The organism is Streptomyces sp. NBC_00080, from assembly GCF_045041255.1.
GTDB lineage: Bacteria > Actinomycetota > Actinomycetes > Streptomycetales > Streptomycetaceae > Streptomyces > Streptomyces coriariae.
Genome location: NZ_CP108235.1, coordinates 9,729,465 through 9,753,591, shown reverse-complemented (window position 1 = coordinate 9,753,591; position 24,127 = coordinate 9,729,465). Strand labels below are relative to the sequence as shown.

At 71.1% G+C, this 24,127-nt stretch carries 21 protein-coding genes; 13 read left to right on the top strand and 8 right to left on the bottom strand.

The window, feature by feature from the left end; all coding sequences use genetic code 11:
• Positions 1 to 498 precede the first annotated feature (498 nt).
• Positions 499 to 666 carry a hypothetical protein gene (locus OHU34_RS43550; protein ID WP_405763931.1) on the bottom strand — a complete coding sequence of 56 codons (168 nt, stop codon included), beginning with the start codon at positions 664 to 666 and terminating at the stop codon, positions 499 to 501.
• A gap of 112 nt (positions 667 to 778) precedes the next feature.
• Between OHU34_RS43550 and OHU34_RS43545 the strand changes: the two genes are divergently transcribed.
• The 8 genes from OHU34_RS43545 (at position 779) to OHU34_RS43510 (ending at position 12,499) form a co-directional block, all read left to right on the top strand.
• Positions 779 to 1,903, top strand: coding sequence for a hypothetical protein (locus OHU34_RS43545; protein WP_405763933.1), 1,125 nt, complete (start codon positions 779 to 781; stop codon positions 1,901 to 1,903).
• 518 nt (positions 1,904 to 2,421) lie between these two features.
• A complete protein-coding gene (locus tag OHU34_RS43540) occupies positions 2,422 to 4,560 on the top strand; it encodes a hypothetical protein (protein WP_405763934.1) in 2,139 nt (712 codons plus the stop codon).
• Positions 4,557 to 5,042, top strand: a complete 486-nt coding sequence (locus OHU34_RS43535; RefSeq protein WP_405763936.1) for a hypothetical protein — start codon at positions 4,557 to 4,559, stop codon at positions 5,040 to 5,042. The genes OHU34_RS43540 and OHU34_RS43535 overlap by 4 nt, the downstream gene beginning before the upstream one ends.
• 258 nt (positions 5,043 to 5,300) lie before the next feature.
• Positions 5,301 to 7,820, top strand: a complete 2,520-nt coding sequence (locus OHU34_RS43530) for a DEAD/DEAH box helicase family protein (protein WP_405763938.1) — start codon at positions 5,301 to 5,303, stop codon at positions 7,818 to 7,820.
• A gap of 229 nt (positions 7,821 to 8,049) precedes the next feature.
• The gene (locus tag OHU34_RS43525; RefSeq protein WP_405763939.1) at positions 8,050 to 9,717 is read left to right on the top strand and encodes a hypothetical protein; all 1,668 of its coding nucleotides are present in this window, start codon (positions 8,050 to 8,052) and stop codon (positions 9,715 to 9,717) included.
• 687 nt (positions 9,718 to 10,404) lie between these two features.
• The gene (locus tag OHU34_RS43520; RefSeq protein ID WP_405763941.1) at positions 10,405 to 10,932 is read left to right on the top strand and encodes a hypothetical protein; all 528 of its coding nucleotides are present in this window, start codon (positions 10,405 to 10,407) and stop codon (positions 10,930 to 10,932) included.
• Positions 10,933 to 11,151: 219 nt separating this feature from the next.
• Positions 11,152 to 11,310: a hypothetical protein gene (locus OHU34_RS43515; RefSeq protein WP_405763943.1), complete on the top strand. Its 159-nt coding sequence runs from the start codon at positions 11,152 to 11,154 to the stop codon at positions 11,308 to 11,310.
• 1,051 nt (positions 11,311 to 12,361) lie between these two features.
• Positions 12,362 to 12,499, top strand: a complete 138-nt coding sequence (locus OHU34_RS43510; protein ID WP_405763945.1) for a hypothetical protein — start codon at positions 12,362 to 12,364, stop codon at positions 12,497 to 12,499.
• Positions 12,500 to 12,552: 53 nt separating this feature from the next.
• Here OHU34_RS43510 and OHU34_RS43505 read toward each other — a convergent pair whose 3' ends face one another.
• A complete protein-coding gene (locus OHU34_RS43505) occupies positions 12,553 to 12,771 on the bottom strand; it encodes a hypothetical protein (protein ID WP_405763947.1) in 219 nt (72 codons plus the stop codon).
• 374 nt (positions 12,772 to 13,145) lie between these two features.
• On the opposite strand from OHU34_RS43505, the gene OHU34_RS43500 reads away from it, so the two are divergent.
• Entirely contained in the window at positions 13,146 to 13,619 is a 474-nt protein-coding gene (locus tag OHU34_RS43500) for a hypothetical protein (RefSeq protein WP_405763949.1), read from the top strand.
• Positions 13,620 to 13,869: 250 nt separating this feature from the next.
• Here the strand turns inward: OHU34_RS43500 and OHU34_RS43495 are convergent, their stop codons facing one another.
• On the bottom strand, positions 13,870 to 15,246 hold the full coding sequence (locus OHU34_RS43495) for a helix-turn-helix transcriptional regulator (RefSeq protein WP_405763951.1): 1,377 nt from the start codon (positions 15,244 to 15,246) through the stop codon (positions 13,870 to 13,872).
• A 531-nt stretch (positions 15,247 to 15,777) separates the two neighbouring features.
• Between OHU34_RS43495 and OHU34_RS43490 the strand changes: the two genes are divergently transcribed.
• Complete coding sequence (locus OHU34_RS43490; RefSeq protein ID WP_405763953.1) at positions 15,778 to 16,587, top strand: TIGR02391 family protein; 810 nt, start codon at positions 15,778 to 15,780, stop codon at positions 16,585 to 16,587.
• Positions 16,588 to 16,964: 377 nt separating this feature from the next.
• On the opposite strand, the gene OHU34_RS43485 is transcribed toward OHU34_RS43490, so the two are convergent.
• Together OHU34_RS43485 and OHU34_RS43480 are read right to left on the bottom strand one after the other, a co-directional pair.
• Positions 16,965 to 17,708 (bottom strand): TIGR02391 family protein, encoded by a 744-nt coding sequence (locus tag OHU34_RS43485; RefSeq protein WP_405763955.1) that lies wholly within the window; start codon positions 17,706 to 17,708, stop codon positions 16,965 to 16,967.
• Between the two features lie 242 nt (positions 17,709 to 17,950).
• The gene (locus OHU34_RS43480; protein WP_405763957.1) at positions 17,951 to 19,234 is read right to left on the bottom strand and encodes a hypothetical protein; all 1,284 of its coding nucleotides are present in this window, start codon (positions 19,232 to 19,234) and stop codon (positions 17,951 to 17,953) included.
• Positions 19,235 to 19,549: 315 nt separating this feature from the next.
• On the opposite strand from OHU34_RS43480, the gene OHU34_RS43475 reads away from it, so the two are divergent.
• On the top strand, positions 19,550 to 20,269 hold the full coding sequence (locus OHU34_RS43475) for an HNH endonuclease family protein (RefSeq protein ID WP_405763958.1): 720 nt from the start codon (positions 19,550 to 19,552) through the stop codon (positions 20,267 to 20,269).
• A gap of 119 nt (positions 20,270 to 20,388) precedes the next feature.
• Here OHU34_RS43475 and OHU34_RS43470 read toward each other — a convergent pair whose 3' ends face one another.
• Positions 20,389 to 20,862: a lamin tail domain-containing protein gene (locus tag OHU34_RS43470; protein WP_405763959.1), complete on the bottom strand. Its 474-nt coding sequence runs from the start codon at positions 20,860 to 20,862 to the stop codon at positions 20,389 to 20,391.
• Between the two features lie 399 nt (positions 20,863 to 21,261).
• Here OHU34_RS43470 and OHU34_RS43465 point away from each other — a divergent pair, with 399 nt between their 5' ends.
• Positions 21,262 to 21,912, top strand: a complete 651-nt coding sequence (locus OHU34_RS43465; RefSeq protein WP_405763961.1) for a DUF6417 family protein — start codon at positions 21,262 to 21,264, stop codon at positions 21,910 to 21,912.
• Between the two features lie 301 nt (positions 21,913 to 22,213).
• Here OHU34_RS43465 and OHU34_RS43460 read toward each other — a convergent pair whose 3' ends face one another.
• Entirely contained in the window at positions 22,214 to 22,738 is a 525-nt protein-coding gene (locus OHU34_RS43460; protein WP_405763963.1) for a hypothetical protein, read from the bottom strand.
• Positions 22,739 to 23,051: 313 nt separating this feature from the next.
• Between OHU34_RS43460 and OHU34_RS43455 the strand changes: the two genes are divergently transcribed.
• A complete protein-coding gene (locus OHU34_RS43455) occupies positions 23,052 to 23,849 on the top strand; it encodes a hypothetical protein (RefSeq protein WP_405763965.1) in 798 nt (265 codons plus the stop codon).
• An 18-nt stretch (positions 23,850 to 23,867) separates the two neighbouring features.
• Here OHU34_RS43455 and OHU34_RS43450 read toward each other — a convergent pair whose 3' ends face one another.
• Positions 23,868 to 24,116 (bottom strand): hypothetical protein, encoded by a 249-nt coding sequence (locus OHU34_RS43450; protein WP_405763967.1) that lies wholly within the window; start codon positions 24,114 to 24,116, stop codon positions 23,868 to 23,870.
• Positions 24,117 to 24,127 lie beyond the last annotated feature (11 nt).

Genomic DNA, 24,127 nt, shown 5'->3' with positions numbered 1-24,127 from the left:
TAAGAGCTCGCTGCGCAGGCTCTGAGGAACTTCGCGCTGCGCGCGGAAGTTGGAGGAAACCTCGCGCTGCGCGCGGGAACCGAAGTGGGACTCCTCGCGATGCGAGGAGGCGGCCTCGCGCTGCGCTCCGAGCCTTGTTTCCCTCCGTCAGAACTTTTGCTGTATCCGGAGATTGGGCTGGTGCCCTCCGGCTCTCCGCTGGCGCTCCGAGCCAGCGGCTCCTTCGTCGCTGCGCTCCTGGAAGGAGCCTAGGGGTCCGTCCGCTGCGCTCCCGGACCCGGCCCGCATTCGCGGGCGGCTGGCTACGAGGCAGTGTGGCCGGGGTGCTTGGCTGGTCGTTTCCTTCCTCGCAAAATTTTTGGTGGATCCGGTTTTGGGGTGTGTGCCTCCTCGGGCTGGAGGCGGCGGAGGCGGGATGTGGTGTGTCCGTGTGGGTAGGTGATGTCAGTTGCAGTTGGCTGCACAGACATTGAGTTCCTCTTCGTGCTCAGGCGGGTGTCAGTCGTGCTGCCACCACGTCACCACGAGGCCGGCCAGGAGTGCCCCGATGTGGCGGACGGCTCCGGTGAGGAGCGCTACAGAGACGAGGCGCCGCCACGAGACGGGGTCAGGCGTCACGTGCTCCTGGTCCGGGGTGGTGAAGGGGGTGCGGTTCTTCTTCGGCATGGCGGGTGTCCGTTCGGGCGGGGCGCGGCAGCGCGGGCTGTGGTGCTGGGACCAGTGAGCCAGAGCCGCAGATCCGCAGAAAATTGCGCTTCTCGGGGTTGTAATGGTGGGCATGGCACGAGGAGCGCCGAGTCCGGCCGATCAGTGGGTGATCCGCGAACTTGCCGCGCGGGAGGTGGTGGTGACGGCCAGCCAGTTGGAGAGCTGGCGGCGGGCGGGGTTGTTGCCGCGTCACCGGCGCCGAGGGCTCGGGCGCGGGCAGGGGTCGGTGGTGGACGCGGTCGATCCGGTGGTGGTGGAGAGCGCCGCGGCGCTGGCGCGGCATCTTCGGCAGGGGCGGGATCGTCGGCTGGCGGTGCTGGAGTGGTTCGCCGAGGCCGGCATGGGCGTGCGGCCGGGGGCGGTTCAGGTGCCGGAGCCCCCCATCGGCGCCGTGCGTCAGGCTCTCGTCTGGGTGCTGGAGAGGTCGGTGTCGCACCGGCTGGTGGAGTTCGCTCGCAGCGCGGCCGGGGCGGGTGAGGAAGGGCAGGACGCGCTGTACGCGACCGCGGGCCGACTCGTGGCGCCGCGCCGCGGGGCGGCGAACCCCGCCCTGGTGCGCGCAGCGCTCGAGGCCGGCGAGGACGTGCCGGTGGAGGTCGAGGGGCCGGACTCCAGGAGCATGGTGCACGTGGTCGCGGCGATCGGTCTGGGAGTGGAAGAGGTGGGGGCGGACGCGCTGGCCGAGGCGTTCGCCGCGTTCGGCATGTACGGCCTGACGGTCGAGGACTGGGCGCAGATGCTGGGGGCGGCCGAGCGGGGCGAGGTACCGCCCGTGGACTGGGGGCTGCTGGAGCAGCATGCGGACGTGGTGGGTCCGGTGAAGCGGGCCAGTGACGAAGACCTCGTGCGGGCGCGGACGGTGCTGACCGGTCTGCGCGGGTTCTACGGGCTGTATGTGATGCACGGGCTGCTCATGCCGGACACACCGGCGCAGGCCGCGCTGCGGCAGCGGATCGACGAATGGGGCATGTTTCCCTTCCTGGACCACCTCATCACCGTCAGCCCCTCCCCCGGCCAGTTCGCCGAGTCCCTGGCGGTCTGCATGGAGCCGCCCTTCGACAATCTGTACGAGGCGCTGATGGAGCAGCTCGCAGCCGACCCGTACGTCTTCCGGATCCCCGGCGACGACACAGGCGCCGCCGGCTTCGGCGAGACGTGGATGCGCACCCTGCGCGAACAGACCGCGGCCGGGTGAGAGTCAGGCGGTGGCGTGCACCAGGACGCTCGCCGAGAGCGCGTTGGGCCTGTTCTGTCGGATGACTGGCCCCTGCAAGTGGCGCAGATCAGAAATGGTGTTGGGCTTGGCTGTACCGAACTAACCAGGGTGTTTGCCTGGTTGCGAGCCGTCATCTTGAAGTCAGTCTGTTTTAGGTGGAGATGGGCGTAGGCTTGGGTGGAGCCGGCGGAGTTCGTTGTCGTCGGCTGCGCACCGCTCTGGCTACATGGAACTGCATGCCTCAGGGTTCGAACTGAGGCATGAAGATCGGCTGGCACCCGTCGTCGACGGGAGTTCGGTCCCCTGGGGATCCGACTGACCAGCAGCTCGCCTAGGACCGTGGAACGCTGGTCGGCACGGGACATCGCGGAGACATGAGCCGCTGGTGGAGCGTGACGGCGCTCGCCGCCCCCTGTGGACGGCGCGCAGTGGAGGCAGTGGCTCACGCCCTGCCGCGGGTATTTCCTGCTGCGCGCGATGCCCAGGAGAGCAAGATCGTGACTTCTTCGTTCGACGAACTCGACGGCCTCGATGGGCAGGAGCCCGACGAGGGCCTGCCGCCCCTGCTGCGCCGCCCCGAGCCGGTCGCGGACCCGCTGCCGGTGACCAAGCTCCGCAGCACCCGTAGGGAGCTGCTCGAGAACCCCGAGGCCGCGCTGGACGAGGCCGCAGCGAACGCCATCACCTCGGGTGCGGTGGACCCGGAGCGGCTGCAGGCCCTCGTGGCCTGTGAGCCGATCAGCCTGCTGACGGCCAAGCCGGTCGTCGGCGGGATGCTGTACGCGACCCCGCCGCACTACCGCTACCTCGACCTCGACGTCCTGCCGGACTTCATCAACCAGCGGTGGGCGGACCAGTTGCGCACGGCCATGGACGTGGCGCCGTCCACGTCGGTGGTACCGGCGTACGAGACCGTGACCGATCCGAAGACCGGCAAGCCGCTCGCGGTCTTCACGGTTCGCATGCGGGACCGCCAGGCGCTGGCCAAGGCGGTCGGCGAGAGCATGCGGAAGACGTACAAGGCCCAGAAGGGCGAGAACGTCTACACCGAGAGCGTGCTCCAGCAGGGCGTGAAGGAGCCGCTGACGCTGTTCGTGATGCGCGTCGTGTACGACGACGGCACCGAGGACACCTTCCTGGTCGCGGGCGACGGCAACAGCCGGATGGTGAGCATGTGGCTGGCGCGCACCGGTGGCGACATCGAGGAGGCCATCTCGGCCTGCACCGCCTCCGTCATCGGTTCCACCGAGCGGTCCGGCGGGCGCAGCCGCGCGGAACAGGCGGCCACGCGGCGGCGGGTGGGCGAGCTGACGGCGCGGACCCGTAAGAACCTGGCGGCGCCCACGCTGACCGAGGCGACCCGACGCGAGGGCCACACGCTGGCCTTCCCCGCCACCGTCGTGGTCGGCGCGCAGGCGGACGGGGGTGGGCCGCTGGCGGACCTGGTGGCGGCGCGGGACGACCTGCTGGCCACCCTGCACGTCCGCGTCACCGCCTGGACGTCGGGGGCGCAGAACACGCAGGGCATGCAGCGGGTCTACCGGCACGCCCTGCGCGAGGGCCTGATCGCCCCGGACGTGCACCGGGTGCTGTCGGGCACGGTGGGTACGCAGGCCATGCACGAGCTGCTCGGGGTGCCGGCGCACCGGCTGTGGTCGGCTGCCGTCCACCAGCACGCGGTGCTCGCCGGACCGCACGCGGACGCCATGAACCGTCTGATCAAACAGGAATTCGGGATGACCAAGGCCTACCGGCAGCCGATCAGCGAGCGGCTGGCGCCCATGGCGCTGTCGGCCTACCGCAGCAAGGAGGGCATCGAACAGCCGCTGCGGGCCTTCGGCAACGGCGGCACGATCACCGACCGGGTGTGGAAGCAGCCGTGGGAGCTGACCAACGGCGACGACGCCTTCGGGGTGCTCGACGACATCCTCGAGCGTGCCCTGGGCGGCAAGGAGGGCGCCGTGGCGGAGCTGACCGTGCTCGGCGGGACCGCCGCGATCCTCGACGGGTACATCACGCGGGACCGCGGCTCGAAGGAAGGCACCGACCGCGACAGCCGCAAGGCGCCCTTCCGGGCGACGCCGCTGAAGCTGCTGGATCTGCTGTCGAAGACCTCCGGCGGGCTGCGGATGCTGCACTCCATCGCCGTCGCCCACGTCGCCGCCGACCCGGCCGTGCTGCCGAAGCTGTTCCACACCCAGGAGCGCGAGGTCGAGGGCGTGGTGGTCCACGACGGCGAACCCATGCTGGACAAGTCCGGTGTGCAGGAGATCCTCGACTACGAGTGGGACCTCGTCCACGCCGCCGACCCGGCCCACGCCCTGGCCACCATCGCCAAGAACCGCGCGGAGGCCAAGGCCAAGACGGACGGCACGTCGGCGGAACCGGAGGCCGAGGACGCGCGCCAGCGTCGGCTCCTCGACCAGGGCATCAAGGGTGCGGCCAAGGCCGGACGGGCCCTGGCCCGTATGAGCCAGAAGCGCGGCAACCAGGTCTTCGGCACCTTCGAGGCCGTCAAGGCGCTGCGGGTGCAGCTGGGCAATCTCGAAGAGATCCTCATGCAGTTCGGGCCGGTCGATCCCTCGATCTTCGTGGTCGACGAGGACGATGACGGGGACGGGGAGGACGCCGAGTGAGCACGGTTCTGACAGTGTCGGCGGCGATCGGCCAGGCGCTGCGGCCGGTCCTGCGGCTTCTGGGCCCAGTGCTCGACCTCCCCGCGACCGCAGAGGGCCGCGCGGGCTCGCCGGTGGTGGTGTGCCGGGCCAGCCCGGACGTGGTGCGCCGCCGGGTGACCGCGAGCTGCGCGGTGTACGTCGCGTGGGACAACCGCCGTGAGTGCCGGTACGTGGGCAGCGTGTGCCGCCAGGGCCCGGGCGCGGTCGGCGACCGGCTGGCCGAGCACTACGCCCATCGCACGGTCGGGGTGTCCCGGCGGACGTCCTGGTGCCTGCTGACCGTGCTCCCGCTGTCGGAGGGGACTCCCCTGGAGGCGGTCCGCGTCGCCGAAGGGTGGACGGCCCGGCTGCTGAACCCGGCGGACGGCTCGGCCCACCCGCGCGTGGATCTCACGCAGACGCCCGCGACGCTGGTCTCCTTGCCCGCCCAGGTGCGGTAGGAGACAGCCGCTGTCCTGCGGTGCCGGCTTGACGAGCCAGGCACGGTCCGCGAACGGGGTGCTTCCCGGCCCGCCGCTTCCAGGCGGGCCGGGAAGCACCCCGCCGGCGGGCGTGGGTGCCAGAGCCGCAGCAGGGCCGCGCCGAGGCCTGGAGACGTCGGTGTGGCGCGAGGCCGTCGCCGAGCGGGCGACGGCCCTGAAGAACGAGGAAGTGCGGGCGGCGCGGGGCCGCCGGGACAGGTGAGGGAGGACGGCGCAGTGGCGCTGGATTGGGATCGGATCGGTACGGGGGACAGCGAGGCGCTGCTGCGGCCCCGGGACATCTACGCGGGGCTGGCCAGCCGGCCGTGGCCGTATCTGCGGCATGAGCAGGGCGAGGTGCTGGACAAGTGGTTCGAGCGGCGCGGTGAACGCGATGTGGTGATCAAGCAGAACACCGGCGGGGGCAAGACGGCCGTCGGCCTGCTGATCGCGCAGAGCACCCTGAACGAGGGCATCGGCAAGGCCGTCTACCTGACCCCGGACAACTACCTCGTCAAGCAGGTCCGCGAGGAGGCCGCCAGGCTCAACATCGCCACCACGGACGATCCGTACGACCCGGCGTTCCTCACCGCGCAGGCGGTGCTGGTGACGAACTACCCGAAGCTGCTCAACGGCAGGTCGGCCTTCGGTGTCGTCGGGGACGGCAAGGATCCGGTCGATCTGGGCATCGTCGTCGTCGACGACGCGCACGCCGCGCTGGCGCGGACCGAGGACCAGTTCCGGCTGCGGGTGCCCGCCGGGCACGAGGCGTACGACAAGCTGCTGGAGCTGTTCGCGCAGGACCTGCGGCACCAGTCGGCGAACGCCTGGGCGGGGCTGGAGGACAAGGACCCCACCGCGTTGGCACCGATCCCGTTCTGGGCGTGGGCCGACAAGCGCGAGGAGGTGCTGAAGATCGTGCGCCCGCACCGGGAGGAGCGGGCCTTCATGTTCGTGTGGCCGCTGCTCGCCGAGGTGCTGTACCTGTGCACCGCGACGGCGACGTCGTCGGCGATCGAGATCAGGCCCTCGTGCCCGCCGATCGACCGCATCCCGTCGTTCGTGCGTGCCCGGCGCCGGGTCTACCTGACCGCGACGCTCGCCGACGACAGCGCCCTGGTCACCGACTTCGGTGCCGACCCGGCCCTCGTCGCGAGGCCCGTCACGCCGGGCAGTGCCTCCGACCTCGGTGAGCGGATGATCCTGGCCCCGGTGGCGCTCAACCCGGACCTGGACGACGAGGCCGTCCGCGTGCTGGCCCGCCAGTTCGCCGACGGGGACCAGGACGGTGACGGTGTCGCTGAGACCGAGCCGGCCAACGTGGTCGTGCTGGTGCCCAGCGACCGGGCCGCCGGGGCGTGGGCGCGCTACGCCGACCGCACCTGGTGGGTCGGTGACCTCGAGGCGGTTGTGAAGGAGCTCCAGGCCGGTCATGTGGGCCTGGTGGTGCTGGTCAACAAGTACGACGGCGTCAACCTCCCGGCCGGCGCCTGCCGTCTGCTGATCCTCGACGGTGTCCCCCAGCCTCTGGACGCGGTGGAGCGGCGCGAGGCCCTCGCGCTGTCCGACAGCACTGTCCGCCTGGCCAGGGAGGTCCAGCGGATCGAGCAGGGCATGGGCCGCGGCGTGCGTGACGGCGAGGACTACTGCGCGGTCCTGCTGCTGGGGGCGAAGCTCGCCACGGCGATCCACGACGCCCGCCACCTGGCTCTGTTCTCCCCGGCGACGCAGGCGCAGCTGAAGCTGAGCCGGGACATCGCCGGTCAGATCAAGGGCGAGGGGCTGGACGCGGTGAGGCAGGCGCTGCGGGCCTGCCTGGGGCGGGTGCCGCAGTGGCGCGAGCGCAGCCGGCGGGCGCTGGCGGAGGTGCGCTACGCCGAGCACGGGACGGTGCGGGACGAGGCGGTCGCGCTGCGCGAGGCGTTCGACCTCGCGGCCACCGGCCGCGCCCCGGCCGCGGCCGAGCGGGTGCAGAAGGCGGTGAACGACCTCGGCGAGGGCGACAGGGCGCTGCGGGGCTGGCTGCGGGAGCAGAAGGCCGCCTACCTGCACCTGACCGATCGCGCGGCCGCCGAGCGGGCCCTGGCCGGGGCGCTGGACGACAACCCGTTCGTCCTGCGCCCCGTCAACGGCGGCGCCCCTGTCCAGCTCAAGGCGGTCGCGGTGCAGTCGCGCGCCGCCGCCGAGTTCCTGGCCGCCCGGTACCGCGACGGCGTCAGCCTCAGGCTCGGTGTACAGGCGCTGTTCGAGGACGTGGTGTGGGGCGAGGAGGAGCGCTCCGACGACGCCGAGCGGGCCTGGCAGCAGCTCGGGCTGCATCTCGGGTTCGCCAGCACGCGGCCGGAGAAGCTGTACGGCACGGGCCCGGACAACCTGTGGGCGCTCTCGTCGGCGCGGCAGGCCGTCGTCGAGCTGAAGACCGGCTGCACCACCGACACCATCGCGAAGAAGGACATGGACCAGCTCGGCGGCAGCGTCCGCTGGCTCAACGACCACAACGCCGAAGTGGAGGCCGTGGCGGTCATGCTGCATCCCAGCCGGGTCCGCGACGCCAAGGCCACCGCGGTGCCGGGCATGCGCGTCGTCACCCCGGCCATGTTCGAGAAGCTGAAGGAGGCCGTGACGGCCTACGTGGCCGCGCTCGCGAGCAGCCCGGACCGCTGGGCGGACGAACAGGCCGTCCGCGATCAGCTCACGCACCACAAACTCACCGGCGACCGGCTCTTCACCACCTACTCCGAACCCGTGCGCGCCTGATCAACACCCGGAAGTCAGAGGGGTCCTGGGCCGGTACGGGCCGCCGCGTATACCGGCATGCCCGTACCGGCCGGCAGGCACGGGCGGGCGACCCCGGCGGGCGACGGTGGCCGGTCGGCAGCCCCTGGCACCGTGGCCCTGCCCGCCGGGGCCGGGGGGCGGTGGCGGGGCGAGGAGTTCGGCGTACGGAGCGGGTCGGGATGTCAGAGGGGGTTCGTAGGGTGGGCGTGTGGTGAGAGTTCCGTGGGAGAAGCTGGCCGAGAACCCCAGGCTGTCGGAGTCCCTGGTGACGCTGCTGGTGATGCGTCTGCGGGAGCGGGCGCAGGCGGTGGACGGGACGGGCGGGGACGGCGGCCGGGACCTGTTCGAGTACACCGACGACGGTGAACTGGTCGTGTACGAGGCGAAGTCGTTCACCGGCCGGATGGGTACGGGGCGGCGCAGGCAGGTGGAGCGGTCGCTGGTGTCCGCGGCCCGTCACCAGCCGGACCACTGGGATCTCCTCGTGCCGATCGATGCGAACCCCGCCGAGCAGCGGTGGTTCGACGGCCTGCGCAGTGAGTTCCCGTTCGTGCGGCGGTGGCTGGGGCGCAGCTGGCTGGACGAGAAGTTCGCGGCCGAGCCCGGTCTGGTGCGCTACGCGCTGCAGGAGGCCGAGGCCTACATCCTGGAGTGCATCGCCGAGGCGCGTGCCGAGCGCGATGTGCTGGCCGGCGGGATCAGCGACTACGTCGAGCGGGCCCGCGCGCTGCATGCCCGGGTCCGGGAGATCTCCCCGCACCACGCGGTGCACACCGCCCTGGACGCCGACGGCCGGACGGTCGTGCACCTGACGCCCCGGGGGCCCGACCCGGACGGGCAGAACGCCATCCAGTTCACCGCCCGGGTCCGGTTCGCCGACGGTGACCCACAGGAGACCCGGCGAAGGCTGCGGTTCGAGGAGGCCCTGCGCTTCGGCGGCGAAGTGGAGCTGACCGCGGACAACCTCGCCGAAGCCGCCCTGTCGGGCCCCGCCGGGCTGGGGCTGGAGCGGCTCGTGATCGGGGGCGTGCGCATCACCTCGCCCCGCCGGGAGGTGACACCGCCGCTGCGGGGGCAGGTCGTCGTCCAGCAGTCCTCGGGCGTTCCGCTCGCCTCCCTGCCCGTGACCTTCACGCACCGGATCAGCGGCTCCGACGGCGGAACGCTCCACGGCCGCGACGGCACCGGATTGCTTCGGGTGCGGCTGCGCTATACCCCCCGTGATCACTCCGCCCGGCTGACGTTCTCCTTCAAGCTGCCCGAGTCGGTCCTGCCGCAGACCATGGTGCCGGTGCTCCGGCTGATCGCACTCAGCCGCCCCGGACGCTTCCTGGAGGTCGGCTTCGCCGGAGCCGGTACCGGCCGGATGCGGGCGCCGATCGCCACGAGCATGACACCGGCCGGCTGGGAGCCCGGCGAGGCCCAGCTATGGGCCGACGCCTTCGCCGATCTGGGACAACTGCAGGCCCGCACTCACCAGTTCTTCCTACTCCCCGACGACTTCGGCAAACGGGAAGCACTAGAGGTCAAGGATGCTCTCGCGCTGCTCGACGGGGAGGAGGTCGTACTACGGGGCGACACCGTGTCCGTGGGCGTCGGCAGCTCCGAGGCCCTCACCAACCTGGGCGACCTCTTCCGCGACGGGATGCTCCGCGTCACCAACGCCTGCGAGTCGACACTCTTCACCTTCGGCGAGCACGAGATCGACCTCGGGCCCTGCACCGAGATCTACACCATGGACAAGATCCTGAACATGAAAGAGGCCCGGCGCGACCTCGCCGCGCGCGGGCACGCAACCGTGATGATGCGCATCGCCGAGCGTTTCCCGGCCGTGCGCTACCTCGGGCCCGAACGCCCCAGTAGCGCCGAGGTGTGACGGCGGCGCCGAGACGGTGGCAGGTGCGGGTACACGGAGACGGCCTAGACGTGGTCGCGACGGCGCGAGGGTCGCGCGCCCTCTGGTGGCCGCGTCGCTGACGGCCGACGATGTCCTGGAGGATCACCAGCGGGGGTGGGCGTGGAGCTGACGGCGTTCTTCAGCAGCGGCAACGGATGGGCGCAGCCCGTGGCGCTCGACACCGAACTGGTCGAGTCCATGCGCTTCCGCCAGCCGGTCACACGACCTGGACGTGGCCATCGCGCTGACCCAGTTCGTCCGCCCACGGTAGAGCCCGGGCTCGTGCGGGAGGTAGCCATTTGTCTGTCGGCCGTGGGGGCGGTGCTGGCTGCCGTCACGGGTCGCAGGAGCTGTCACGTAGCCGTCCGCTTCACGAAAGTATCCACCCATTTGGGCTGTTGGCATTGAAATGATCCTTGCAGGGTTCTGGCCTGTGATTTCTCGTGAACTGGCGTGCTTGCCGCAATGGTTGGCTAAGCTGCCCGCTTATGTGCGGGGTGTACCCGCGCTTGCGCAGCACCGGAAGTCCGCTCAAGTCAGCCCGCTCTGCTGAGAGCCGCGCGCACGGACTGCCCCTCGCCACCACACTCCGCATCCCCTGAAGGCCCCGTTGCCCAGCCCGGCGACGGGGCCTTCGGCATGCCCGCACACCCTCAGGAGATCGCCATGACGCGTGCCCGGTTCACCGACACCGAACTGCAGGCCCTCTACGACTGCCTCGCCCCTGCCGAGTCCGGCACACCGGCCGACACCGCCGAGGCCATCGCCGCCCGCGAGGGCCTGGACCTGGCGGACGACCTCGCCGCGGCGCGTCGGCGCACCGCTCGCGCCACCGCGGCCCGGCGGCGCACGGACGGTGGCAAACACCGCCGCGACGACCGGCGCTCACTGGAGCGCCACGCCTTCACTCTGCTCAGCCGCGAGGCGACACACCTTCGCCCGTCTGCGCTGCGGGACCGTGCACGGGCCTGGGCCACGGTGGGACTGTGGCCCGCGGAGATGGAGGCGTGGATCCGCGCCGTCGGTGTGGACGGCGCCGCCATCGCCCGGGACTGCCGCACCGCGGGCATCACCCTGTCCGCGATGAACGTCCTGCTGGACGGGATGCGCGTCAAGCACCGCCTGCGGGGCGGCGAGCCTGCCTTCGCCGTGCTCGCCCGCGCCACGAGCAGCGGACACTGCCTGTCCGAGTGACCCCATCCGCGGCAACGGCAGGTACGTGGCGAGCCAGGCGGTGTCGCTGCCTCGAGAGGCGAGGCCGTTGTGCCCGCGCCCGGTCGCCTGCCCGTCCGGCTGGCGTTGCCGCTGCCGTCCGTCACCGGTGAGCAGCCCACCACACGGATCGATCGGAACTGCCTGGATTGCCCGGTGCCCGGAGGGGACACCTTTTCGCTCGATCCACAGGAGGACCACATGCCCAACGACCCGCGCCAGGACCGCCTCACCCTCGCCGTCCTGCTGATCGGGACCGCGTTCGTCGCGCTGATCGCCGTGCTCTACCCGAGTCTCGTTCCGGCGCTCGGCATCGCCCTGGCCGCCTTCACGGCCCTGGCCGTCTTGCTGAAGCCGTGACCGCTCTAGGCGGCGCGGCAGGGCGGTTCAGCGACCGTCGCCGCAGGGCCCGGCCCCCTGGGGGCCGGGCAGAGGCCGGGCTGCCGGGTCGGCCGGAGGAAGCCGGTCGGTCATCGGCAAGGCGCATTCGGTCCCTTGGCGGACCTGCCGGGCGAGGCTGAACACCTGGCAGGCCTGCGTTCGCGCTGCATGAAGTGGCGCAGGACGCGGCGCACTTCGTCGATCAGCCGGGTGCCGGTCCGGGCCGGATCCTACGCGAGCTGCTTGTCGAAGGCGCGCGGGAGCGCCGTGGGGCCATCCCGGGGCGTCGAGGAGGCGTATCTGGCGGACTTGCCCCGGCGCCCGCCTCGCAGGCCGTAGGCGGCCCGGCAGGCCGTTCGACCCGCAACAAGATGGTCGCCGAGGGCCACGGGACGCGGACATCTTCGACATGCGCCGTCGCCGGCCGTTCCCGGACCGCACGGCGAGGAGCAACCACTCCAACACCCCTTGCCCGGCACGAAGTTCAGCCGCGACTCACCCTTGCGGAAGAACCAATAGGCATTCCAACCCGAACGGGTGATTTTCGCTCGCTCTAGCGACGATCCCGCAGAGCGTGACCTGGGTGCCCCAAAGGAGCCGTTCCCGCAGGTCAGGGGCCGAAAGAGCTCTCGAACAGCCGGACATGCCTCGAAGGCCGCACAGACGGCGCCGGCAATCGGCAAACACGCAGCTCAGCCCGCGCAATCAGCGAGCGCGAGAGCTCGCCAGGGAGGGCTCCCCGGCATACGCCCGCGGACCGTCGTCTGTGTACAGGAGTGTCGGAACCGCTGGTCATCATGGGTTTAGCGGTCGAGAGACCGCCAGGCACGGAGAGGGGCCGCCCCCTAGGAAGGGCGGCCCCGAGTGCTCCGTGTATCGCCGGTTCCACGCGTCGAGACAACAGGAGGCAACACCCATCGTGACACCACGAGAGAAGTTCCCCGACTCCAACAAGCCCGGCATCACCTTCACAATCGGGGGACGCTCCCGAACGATCCGGGGCCGGGTCTGGCTCCCTTCGAATGCCGCCGTGACGCTCGCCTCCCCGTTCGTGATCAAGGCGGGGGAGGTGGCCCACATCATCCCCGCCGGTCCGACCCCCTGGCTCACCTACGGCCTCGCCGCGGGAGGGATTCTCACCCTGGGCTGCGTGCGCTTCGGCAAGTGACGCACCGGCGGGGAGCGCCCGCGTCCTCGATGAGCGCTCCCCGCCGGACCCGCCTACAGGTAGACGTCGATGAATCGGGCGGCAGGGATGCGGCCGTACACCTCGTCGTGGACGAGGTAGCCCTCGGCGCAGACGCGGTGGCGCTGGCCGTGGACCGTGATGGTGCGGACGGCTCCGGCCGGGGCGTCGGGGGCCGCGAAATGGTGGACGGCGCCGGGGCCGAGAACGGCGCTCGCGTTGATCACCGTGTAGATGCGGATGCGCTGGGCCATGGTGGGGCCTCTCGTGCGGGGCGGGAGGGCCCCGTGCGGGCCCTGCCTGTACCCCTTACGGCTCCCAGGGCCCGGCAGACAGCAACGGGCCCCACCATGCCGCTCAGGCCTCCGTCTCCACCAGGCGGAGACGGGCGGAGAAGGGGGTCTGTCGGGCGACAGGGCGGAACTGCCCCCCTCCCGGCCCGTGGCGCCCCGTCGTCCGCGCCACCACGCATCTGGACCCGCAGCGTCGCCCTCAGACCGCCAGCGAGCTGCTCGCCCTGATCGACCGCGAGCACGCGGACATCCCCGCAGACCCCCTTGAGAGCGCCCAGGCGCTGCTCGAAGCCGCGGATACCGGCGACTCGGCCGCCGCGGACACGCTGCTGGCCTTGGCCGGCGGTCACCCCGAAGACTACGAAATCCACGTCGGTGTGCTCGCTCGCCTCGACATCCAGCAGGCGGGACCGGCCCTCGAACGCGACCCCGCGCAAGCTCACAGCCTCCTGCGTGCCCTGGCCGAGCACGTCGACGGAGACGACACGCACATGGTGCAGTTCGGCGACGCCGCAGCCGTCGTGATCTGGCTCCGGGACATCTGCGCCTACGCCGCCGACCAGTGCGACTGGGATCTGCTGGAAGAGGCCGCGCACACCATGTGCACCTGGGACGGGGCCTGGGACCAGTGGAGCGCCCGAGCCAAGATCACTCCCTGGCTGCGGGCTCTGGAGAGCGAAGCCGCATCCGTCATGGCCGCGGTCCTGCGCGAGCACCCGGAATCCGCCCAGCACTTCAGCCACCTCGCCGACGACCGCACCGCCGACCCCCGCATACGCCACGCAGTACGCACAAGCACGGCTCCCTGAAGGGCCGGTGAGCTGTTCCGCGAGTCGAGCGGGATCGGCGGCCGGTCTCAAGGCCCGGCCGCCCCTGCGGTGCCGTTGCGGACCTGGGGGACGGAATGAGGGCTGTGCAGAGGGCTTCACGAGGACGGCAGCGTGACGGCCAGCGCTGTTCCCGGTGCTGCTCCCGGGCCGGCTCCGCTCGCCAGTACAGTCGTCAGGGGCGCCAAGCCACTGGGATTGGCTTGGCGCCCCTCACGATCGGTGAAGAACCTCATCCCTCCGGCTCGCGCGGGACGGCACGGGAGAAGAACTCCTTCGCGGTCTGCCCGTCGAGTTCCCCGTTCGTGGTCGCGGACCGCCGCAGCGCTTCGCCCGTCACCCGGGCGGGGATGCCGAGCTGCTTGTCCGCCTCACCCATGATCTCGCCGACGTACCACTGGGCCGAGGTCGGGAAGTGCTGGATGAACCAGCTGAGCATCTTCGCCAGGGGAACCGACAGGATGAGGTCGAAGGCCTTGAGCTGGCCGCCCCGGCGTTCGCTGACGCGCAGCGAGGTGGCGAAGTCCTCCAGGACGGCGTGGCGCAGGGTCGGCCCCAGGGCGTCGGTCGGAATGATCCGCCTGAGGCTGTCGGCGACCTCGAAGGCCAGTTGGTCGGCCACCTCCCGCACGTTCGGCTCGTTGCGATGGCGCAGGCCCCACCGCCTGCGGATGTCGGGCCGCTTCCACAGGAAGCTGAAGAAGGTCTCGCTGAAGCGGTCGCGGATCTGAGCCGCTCCCGGGGCGAGACGGTGCCGGTCGCCGGCCGACATGGCGTCCTTCAGCCCCTCGGAGGAGCGGCGCCGGGCTTCCGCCCAGTCCTCGGCGACCGGTCGTGACCACTGGGCCCGTCCGCCGACGGTCGCCTGGGGAAGCGGCACGTCGTTCTCTCCTCGGGAGATGTAGCCCCGCAGTGTGGAGGCCGTGATGCCGCCCAGCGCGGCCATCTCGGGCACGCCGAGCAGCCGGTCCCCGGTGAGTTCGGGACTGGCCAGGTCGACGACACACTTCTCCAGCGGCAGGGGATCGTCCTGCTTCTGGTGGTGCTGCGCCCACCGGGTCAGGTGGTCGAGCCAGTCCTTGGGCGCCGCGGTGGCGGGGTCGAACGTGGCGACCTTGTGCACGGGTGCGCGGTCCGGGTGGGCGCGGCCGTCGAGCATGTCGTCGGCGTGGACGGTGGCCGTGGCGCGTGCCGTGTGGCGTGCGTAGTCCTCGGTGACCGGGTCCCAGATCTGTCCGGGCCGGTACCAGGCGTCGCCGTCCCACCAGTAGCCGCCGGCCCGGAACAGCAGCGGCGCTCCCGACCAGTAGGTGTGCAGGCCGGCAGTGTCCTTATCGCGCAGCAGGAGCACGGTGCGCCCGTGCTCGGGGTGGTAGCGGACGGCCCAGCCCAGGTGGTGGGCGATCGGGTCGGTGGTGAAGGCCAGCCAGCCCCCCTCGCGGGAGGTGTCGCACCGGCCCCACATGCCTTCGCCCTGGTTCCGGCCGACTGCCTCGATGGCGTCGGGGCCGTCGTCGAGCGGCAGGTGTGAGTCGTCGACGAACGGCAGACCGGGCACCGGGTGGTCTGTCCGCAGCCCGTTGGCGAGCGGACGAATGTCGTAGACCAAGGACTTCTCCCTCTCCACTTAGTGCTGTAGTTGGCTACAACACTTTCGATGCCCATTGGTACACCACTTGCAAACACATCGGCACAGCGTTTTCAAGTCAACATTGCACAGCGGAAGTCGAGACAGCCTCCAGGCCAGGCCAGAGGATCAGAACACTGCCGTGCCGCAGTCGCTGCACCTCACGCCTCGGCGCCTCCGCACGCCGGAGCAGCCTTCACCTGCTCCTGCCGGGGGCCGGGCGGGCGCCGCACGGGCGCGACTGCGACAGGCGGGCCGCCGCCGCGACGTCGGGACGTTGCGAGCATGCCGCCATGCGCGCCCACGGCCGGCCCGCCTACGAGAAGCCCTCATCGACCAACTCCTTGCGGACCTGCAACACGGCCGCCCTCCTGGCAGCGCCCGGCGGTGCAGTACGGAACAGGGTGTTGCTGTGGGGTCTCGATCTTTCGTGGGTGGAGAAAGGGGCTGCTGACCTTCCGCGCCCGTGCCATCCTGGCCGGTTGGCTATGGGCGAGGGGAAGGGGACAGGACATGACAACACGTCACGAGCCTTGGCCGGCGACGGTCGTCACGGCGGTGGCAGGTGTGCTCGGCGACACCGCGCAAGGCTTGACCGGGCGGGAGATCGGGCAGCTGCTGGCAGTCGTGAAGGTGCCAGACGTGGACGGCGGTAACAAGCGGGACCGCCTGGCCGGGGCGCTGCTGGCGCAGCAGGCGCGCCAGCAGGCGTCGAACTGCGTGATCGCGTTCATCAAAGAGGCGATGGCCCCGGTGCGCTACGTCCAGCAGCCGCACACGTTCTCGCGCCGGCAGGACGACCTCAACGAAATCCTCGTCCATGTCGGGCTGCGGGTGAACGACGAGGGGAGCATGGCCAGGGGGCCGGCGGCTGCCACGTTGAGCGAGGCGGCACGGCACGCCAGTTCCCTGCGGGCCGAGCTGCGCCGTCGCTCTACGCATCCGGAGGTGCTGCGCTACTGCACGCTGGAGATCCTGGCCAAGAACTCCTTCCACGCCAGCCTGGAGGCGGTCAAGTCGGTGGCCGACAGGCTGCGGACGCTCACCGGCCAGGGCCTGGACGGGGCGCGGCTGGTCGACACGGTGCTCATGCCCGGCCAGGGAACCGCCCGCGTGGCCATCAACGCGAACGCCACAGGGCCCGAGCTGGATGAGCAGAAGGGGCTGGCGAACCTGGTCAAGGGCTTGTTCAGCATGTACCGCAACCCGGCCGCGCACGAGCCGCGGCTTCACCGCACGGTCACCGATGAGGAGTTGCTGGAGCTGCTGACCACGCTGTCGATGGTGCACCGCCGTCTCGATGGCGCCCACGTGACCCCCTGAGGGGGTCACTCGTGGTGCCACCAAGCCACCGCGAGGCCGACGAGGGCGAGATCCCACGTGCTGGGCGGTGCCAGCCAGCAGGCCCGTGGACGCCAGGCGCAGCAGGACGCGGGCATGGTCGTCGGCGGCCAGCGTGTGCGCGGGCTGGAAAGTCGCCGGCTGCGACCTTGGCGCCGCTGCGCGTCCGCGTGCACGGCGGCCGCGTGGACCACCACTCCCGCCAGACGCGCCCTGGATATCGGCGTCGGCCGGCTCCCTGAGGACACCTCAAGAGGCGGGCAGGAGGCGGGCTTCCTGCAGGCCGTCGCACCCCTGCTTGCAGGGTGCCACTGCGACCGGGCCGGGTGCCCAAACCCGCCCCCGCACCATGTATGGATCTATGTCGTCGGCGCGGGCTGGCGGCGCTTGGCGCGCTCGACCTGGCGCAGCAGCAGGTCGGCGAACTGGATGATCTCTGCTGCCTCGATCGGGTCGTCGAAGTCGACGGTGCGGTGGCTGGCAGGGTTCTTGTAGGCGCCCATGGCGCCGGCGAACAGGTTGGCGGTGGCCGTCTGTTCGCCGCCCTCGGCTTCTGCGTCGGCGAGCGTACCGCCGGTCTTGCCGTTCTCGTGAGGCCGGAACGCTTCGCGCATCAGCCTCACTCCGACCAGGGAGTTGTCGAGTCCGGAGGCGTCGCGGACGGCGACCTCGACCGCCTTCATCGCGGCGAAGGACGCCGTCTCGTAGTCCCCCAGGTCGAAGTTGGTGCGCACCGTGCCTTCCAGGTCGCGGTGGAGCGGGCCGGAGAGCCGTTCGCGGGCCTCGAACCTCGTGATGCCCTGCGGGTCCTTCGCCAGGTCCACACCGTCGCTGGAGATCCGGCGGAACGCCTCGGACTGGCTGGGCTCGCGAGTCAGCAGCGCCTGCGCCTCCAGCCAGCACCAGGCATCGGACAGCCGGTTCACCAGCGCGTCCGTATCCGGCTCTTCCTGGAACGCCTGCCGAGCCGAGCTCATGGTGCCCACGTACTGCAGGTATCCGGTGCTGCTGGCAAGGTGCCGCAGCAGCAGGAGGGCGACGTCTCGCGTGGGCAGCTGACGGATCTGCTCTGCCGGAACCGGCGGTATGTACTGGAAGTTCATAGGCCGACGCTACGGCGCAGCACTGACACTGCGCGGCCTTACGGGAGACGGCCCTACGGGAACCCGCAGCTGCCCGCAGTCCGTAGGGGGGCGCCGGTACTGTCCGGCGCCGGCGCCCGTTCGCCTTGCAGCGGTTTCAGGAGCGGGCCGGCTGGGGCGGCCCGCACCCCTGAGGAGTGGCGGCCACTCGCCGTCCGGCCGTGGCAGGCGCGGCTGCCCTTCTGTGACGGCGGTTCGCCGTCTCAGTTCACGGTGAAGTAGTAGTCATAGGGAGCCAGTTGGGCGCCCGAGCTGGTGGTCGCGTAGACCATAAGGTCGTAGAAGCCGTCGGTGGCAGGGATCCAGTCGACGCTCGCGGAGAGGTCGTCGCCCGCGGTGACCGTGACCTCGGGGCCCCCGTTGAAGGAATACGTGTAGGAGGCGACGTCCTTGACCTTGGGCGTGAACGTAAAGGAGCCCGGGACTCCTGCTCCGCCACCCGGACCGTTCTCGGGGTAGACGTCCGAAACGACCGTGGGAGTGGTGTCGTAGGTGCTGCTCCACCGGCCCATGTCGGAGACCCAGCCGTCCGCGCTCTTGCTGGTCACTTGGACAGCCTCGCCATAGATGCCGTCCAGGACCACCGTCACCTTCGCCGTCCCGTCCGTCTCCGCCGCCACCTCGACGGGCTTGCCATAGATCTGACCGCCGATAGTTTCGACGGAGTAGCTGACGACCGGATTCCTGGACTGGAGTCCTGGCGCGGGCCGGAGCGTGAACTCGGTCGGCTCTCCGAACTCGGGCGACGGGACGGCTGGGGTAACGCTTGGTGCCGTGGGGCCCACGAAGAACATGTAGCTGGTGGCCTCCGACGTGTTGAAGGCCCGGTCCAGGCTTCGCACCCACAGAGTCTTCGGACCCGAGCCGCTCGGCGGCACCAGGCGGACCGTGGCTGACCCGCCGGGGACGTCGGCGCGCATGAAGTATTGGGGCTTCGAGTACGGGTCCACGACCTGCGGAATGCCGTGATCGCCGAGGTTGACGATGCCGATGATCGGGAGGGGCTGAAACCAGGCGTACTCGAATCCGGTGACATCGTCGTCGCCGCCGGCGCTCAGGGTGAACTCGGCCGGTGCGCCACCCGGGTTGGACACGTCCGGCAGGTAGTTAGCAGAGGAGATGGCGGGCGTGGTCACGGGAGGGGTGTTGTCGATCGTGACGTAGCAGGCGGCCGACCAGTCCGAGGCCGTGCCGTCGGCCACCGTCTGTGTCTGCCACGCGTAGGTCTGCCCGTCGGCGAGAGCAGCGGCCGGCAGAGTGGCCGGGGCCTCAATGCCGGCGAGCGCGTTGAGACGGGTGACCGTGGTGACGCTGCTCGGGCTGACGACCGGCCAGACCCGGTACTGCGCGGTGACCAGGTAGTTGTTGGCGGTGTCTGTGGTTCCCGGGATGCCCTCGACGCCGAGACCGGCGGCTGCCGAGACGTACGTGGGTCGGTCCGCGTCGGTCGAGCAGTTCTTGTGGCTGTTGAACAGATCAGTGGGCACCGTGGGCGTCCTGCCGACCGCGCTCGCGGGCGACGCGGTGACGGTCAGGGTCAGGGTCAGTCCGACGGATCCCAGAAATGCGAGAACGGCACGCGATCGCGTGCCGAAAGACATGGTCAAGTGTGACCTCCGATGCCTCCGATGTGCACTGATGTTCGAGCGTCGGAGGCATCGTACGAGGTGGGTCAGACCGGCGCACTAGGATTAAGGTCCCTCTGCTGTGGCGTTTCTCCAGGTGAACTCCTGCACCCGCCCGGGTGAAGCGCTCTTCCCCGCCCTGCTGCTCCAGAGGGGCTGGCCGCTACAACCCGGGGTGTGATCAAGAGACTGCCCCGCATCGCCGCCGTGCTCGCCCTCTGCCTGCTGCCCGTCGCGGCCCCGGCCACCGCTGCAACGACTGCCCGGCCATCACTTCCTGCCGCTGGTCAGACCACCGTGACCGCGGCGCCCGTGGCCGCGCAGGATGTGCCGCTGTTCCAGGCACTGGAGTGGATCGGCGAGGCGCCCGAGAGCCGGGACGGCTACAGCCGGGACCTGTTCAGGCACTGGAACAAGGGCCTCAACCCCACCGACGGATGCGACACCCGTAAAGAGGTCATCCTGGCCGAGGCAAAACTCGCCCCCGAGTCCGGAGCGCGGTGCGCGCTGGCGGGCGGGCGCTGGTTTTCGGAGTACGACCAGGTGTGGGTGACCGCAGCATCCTCGCTCGATGTCGACCACATGGTCCCGCTCGCCGAGGCCTGGGACTCCGGGGCGTCGGCGTGGACGGCCGCCCGGCGCGAGGCGTACGCGAACGACCAGGGGGCCCCGGCGTCGCTGATCGCGGTCTCGGGCAGTTCCAACCGTTCCAAGAGCGACAAGGACCCCGCGGACTGGCTGCCCGTCGAGGGCTACCGGTGTGAGTACGGCGGGGCGTGGGTGGCGACCAAGCTGCGCTGGCAGCTGCCCGCCGACCCTGCCGAGCGCGACGCACTGACCCGCCTGGCGGAGGCCTGCCCTGACACCGCGGTCAGCTACGAGCAGGTGCCGCAGTGACCGTGGCCGGCGCATGACGCCGGGCGGCGTGCCCGCCCTTGGAGAGGGTGGGCACGCCGCCAGGGGTGTCAGGTCTGCCGAGCCGCCGCACGGCATCCACCCTCAGGAGGGCGGGTGGGTCAGTGGTGGCCGCCGCGGCGGTGGCCCCAGGACTGGTCGTCGACGAAGCGGCCGTGGTCGTTGCGCAGGGTCGCGGTGTCGTAGTCGTTGTTCCACACATACGCGCGGCGGTCCTGGTAGAGGTCGGCGCGGGTGTCACGCCCCTCGCCGGTGTGGATCCGGACCGTGGCGCGGCCCGCCAGACGGTAGTGGTCGAAGGTGTACTTGTGGCCGGACTCGTCCCTCAGGGTCCAGCCGTCGAGGTTGACCGCGTAGCGGGTGGTGTTCGTCAGCTCCACCCACTCCTTGTTCAGGGAGCGGTTGGAGCGGTCGTCGCGGCCCGGGGAGTCGTACTGCACGTCCGAGATCTCCACCTGCGGGTGGTGCGGGCGGGCATGATCGGCCGCGGTGGCCGGCAGCGCCGCCACCGAGACCAGGGCGCCGGCGGCGAGGGCTGCGGCGGCCAGACGGCGGGCGGTGACAGAAGCGGTCAAGGAGTCCCCCTGATGGTGCGGGCACCGCTCTCAGGAGCGGCCTTCTCGGCCGCTGCGGAAAGTAGGTGCGGTGTGCGGGTGGCGGCCGGGCCGGCCGCGCACTCACACTCTGTCCACCCCGTGCGGCAGTTGGGGAGGAATCACGGCCTGTGTTACCTGTTGCCCGCATTCCTGTGACTCTTAAATGCATCGTCCATTTATGCCTCGCATGCACAATGTTGACGCCCCGCCAGGTTGCGGGCCCTTGCGGGAGTTGACCGCTCGCCCGGGAGCGCCGCCCCGCCCCCGGGCCGGGCGTCACCCGAAAGTGAGTAACAGCCCAGCCGCCGGCCGGCCGTGACGCCGGCGCTCCGGCGCCGGTTGAGCCATACCAGGACAGGCACGCGCGGGAGGGAAACAATGGCCGCCGACGACAAGACCCTCGACCTGCTGAGGACCGTGGAGGCGCGCCGCCGTGGCGCGGAGCACGGCTGGGCGGTGGATGCGGTGCTGGTGCCCGTGAAGCAGCGTGTGCTCAACCTCGCCGACCGCGGCCTCATCGAACTCGCCGACCGGGAGGAACGCGCAGCGCTCTCGGCATGGGAAGGCCGCCCTGTGAGGTGGGCGGCCCGCCTGGCACCCGACGGCCACGACCTCCTCCTCTACGCCGCCTCCCGCCCCCGGCACACCGCACCCGCCGGCGGTCCCGGACCGGGACGCCAGCGGGTCGAGCTGTGTCTGTCCCAGATGGCCGCTCTGTGGCAGGCCGTCAGCCTCGGCGCGCGCCTGCGGCGGCCGCTCGCCGACGGCCTCACCGACGAGGTCCGCACCGCGTGCTGCGACCACCGTGTGAAGCGGTGGGTCCTGCACCTGACCGACGCCCAGATCGCCTCCGTGGCGTACGTGTTCTGGCTGCACAAGACAACCGGCTCCGCACTCGAAGCCAACCGCTTCGCGCGCGACACCGGCGTCACCCACCGGCCCGCCCCCGCGCAGCGCACGGCGATTCCCGAGCGCACACCGCTCCTGCACCGCCCGCCATCGGCCGTACCTGCCGATCCCCACGCCTGACGGGGGCGGCGGGCGCGAGTGGTCCGGGCGGCCAGGTCCGGGCGGCGGGCGGCCCGTTGCGCGGCCCGCGGTGCGGCGTCCTCAGGCGGCGTGGGATGAGGTGTTGAGCCGATTCCAGGCCCCAGGGTTAGTCGGCGCCGCCCGCCGCGTCGGCCGACCGCGCTGCCGGACGGCAGCGCGGTCCTTCTCGGCCTGAGCGAGTCCGGCCCGCGCCGCGCCTACCACGCCCGGGCCCGGCGCTCGCGACGCGTTCCTCGAGCCCGCGGAGAACATCGCGCTCAGCATCGAGCTGGCGCGGTCGTCAGCCGCCGTCGCGAGCAATCCGCCGGCCGATGCCGGTCCAGACCGGCTCGGCCGCTTCCTCGGGCACGGCGCCGGTGAGACCGTCGAGGTGCTCGACGGCCTCACGGGTGATGTAGCGGTCAGGGTCGGGGGATTGCAGGTAGCGGCGCAGCAGGTCGGCGTCGAGGTCCTGGCGCTGCAGGTAGGCGGCGAGGGTGCCGACCAGGAGGTGGTTGTGGGCGAGGGCGTCGGTCAGGGCGTACAGGACCAGGCGCTGCCATTGCTTCATGCTGTCGCCGTGCAGGGTCTTCAGGTGCTGGGCGCGGGCGAGGTAGGCGTTGATGTGACGGCAGTGGTAGGTGACCAGCGCCAGCAACTCGGGCGGTACGCCCTCATCGGCCGCGAGCGGAGCGGGCGCCACGGCGCAGGAACCGGGCGCGGGCGGCAGGGCGTCGCGGACTTCCTGCAGGCCCGCGGTTTGCTGCGGGCCACGGGCGATCTCGCTGCGCCGCTGGGGGCGCCTTCGCGGGTGGGGTGAGGTCATGGCGGTGCAGTCTTCCGGCCGGCCCCACGATCCGGCGCCTGTCGGGCGGCCGGGGCCGCACGGCGGGGCGCTGTGAGTGACGCGGCGCGTCTGGGACCTACCAGTCCGGGTCAGTCGTGGGCTGACGCGGCACTCGGCCGGGCACCGTCACAGCGCGGCAGGAAAGGGGCGGCACCGCCCGGACAACGACGAACGTCCTGCCCACGTCACGGCCGATTTCCCGGCGGGGCGGCAGGGGATCGGTGGACACAAGGCAGGTGTCGGCGTGGCGGGCATCGGTGCTGTGTCAGTGCCGCGTGCCACACTGCCGGCCATGTCGCTCGCTGATCTCACTCTCGACCTGTGGCGGACCTTCGACGAGGTCACCGCCCGGCGGATCGCCCAGAATGCCGCTGACCACGTGGGCGGCCGGGTGTCACTGGTCGAGGCCACGGAACACCTAGGTGCCCCGCTGCACCGCATCCGTCTCGAGCGGGACGGGCAGGAGTTCGCCCTGATACCCGGAGGCCGGGTGTCCCTGGGCTTCGACGGCGCCACCTGGAAGCCGACCGCGCAGCAGGCCGCCGACTACGCGGAGAGCCTGGAGCAGGGCTACGGTTACGGGCCCGATCTGCGGACCCACCTCGAGCGGATCCTCAGCGCTCGCCGCAGCGTCCACCTGGACACCGTCCTCATGGCCGTCGAGGACGAGAACCTGACCGAACCTCCGGCCGACATGCCTGCCGCCCTCTTGGCCCGTGGTCTGCGGATGCCGAGCTCCGACGAGTGGGAACACGCCTGCGGCGCCGGGTCGGACACCCTGTTCCGGTGGGGCGACGACTGCCCCCTCGACCGCATCCCCTACGGCGACGACACCGGCCCGCACAACGAGCTGAACGCCTTCGGCCTGCACATCGCCCACGACACCTACCGCACCGAACTGACCAGCGACGTCACCGCGGTCCACGGCGGCGACGGAGGCGAGTCGGTGTGCGGCGGCTACGGCCATCTGCTGGCCTGGCTCCCCCTGGCGACCGCCAACCGCAACCCCGGGACGGCCGAGTTCGTGTACGGACCGGACGGAGAGGACATGTACGAAAACTTCTCCACGCGACCGGTGCTCACGCTCTGAGCTTGTCGTTAAACCCCGTCAGGGGGTGACGTAGTCGCCCCAGCCGAAAGTAGCGACGTACGCCCGTCGAAGGGCTTCTCCGCCGCGTCCGCCCCCGATGCGGATGATGGTCAGCGCGAGGATGAACCAGACGGTGAAGCACGCCGCGACGATCAAAGTCCAGCGAGGGCCGGAAAAGCTAGCGATGACGACCAGGGCAATGATCGTGACGACCAGTCCGATGTGGCCGCCTCTGATATCCGTGCTGGACCTGCTGCCGCCTGCCATCGGGGTCTCCC

What these genes read in the sequence shown, in the direction of transcription:
- OHU34_RS43550 (WP_405763931.1), bottom strand. Translation starts at nt 666, where the DNA reads ATGCCGAAGAAGAACCGCACCCCCTTCACCACCCCGGACCAGGAGCAC.
- OHU34_RS43545 (WP_405763933.1), top strand. Translation starts at nt 779, where the DNA reads ATGGCACGAGGAGCGCCGAGTCCGGCCGATCAGTGGGTGATCCGCGAA.
- OHU34_RS43520 (WP_405763941.1), top strand. Translation starts at nt 10,405, where the DNA reads ATGACGCGTGCCCGGTTCACCGACACCGAACTGCAGGCCCTCTACGAC.
- OHU34_RS43515 (WP_405763943.1), top strand. Translation starts at nt 11,152, where the DNA reads ATGCCCAACGACCCGCGCCAGGACCGCCTCACCCTCGCCGTCCTGCTG.
- OHU34_RS43505 (WP_405763947.1), bottom strand. Translation starts at nt 12,771, where the DNA reads ATGGCCCAGCGCATCCGCATCTACACGGTGATCAACGCGAGCGCCGTT.
- OHU34_RS43490 (WP_405763953.1), top strand. Translation starts at nt 15,778, where the DNA reads ATGACAACACGTCACGAGCCTTGGCCGGCGACGGTCGTCACGGCGGTG.
- OHU34_RS43485 (WP_405763955.1), bottom strand. Translation starts at nt 17,708, where the DNA reads ATGAACTTCCAGTACATACCGCCGGTTCCGGCAGAGCAGATCCGTCAG.
- OHU34_RS43465 (WP_405763961.1), top strand. Translation starts at nt 21,262, where the DNA reads ATGGCCGCCGACGACAAGACCCTCGACCTGCTGAGGACCGTGGAGGCG.
- OHU34_RS43460 (WP_405763963.1), bottom strand. Translation starts at nt 22,738, where the DNA reads ATGACCTCACCCCACCCGCGAAGGCGCCCCCAGCGGCGCAGCGAGATC.
- OHU34_RS43455 (WP_405763965.1), top strand. Translation starts at nt 23,052, where the DNA reads ATGTCGCTCGCTGATCTCACTCTCGACCTGTGGCGGACCTTCGACGAG.
- OHU34_RS43450 (WP_405763967.1), bottom strand. Translation starts at nt 24,116, where the DNA reads ATGGCAGGCGGCAGCAGGTCCAGCACGGATATCAGAGGCGGCCACATC.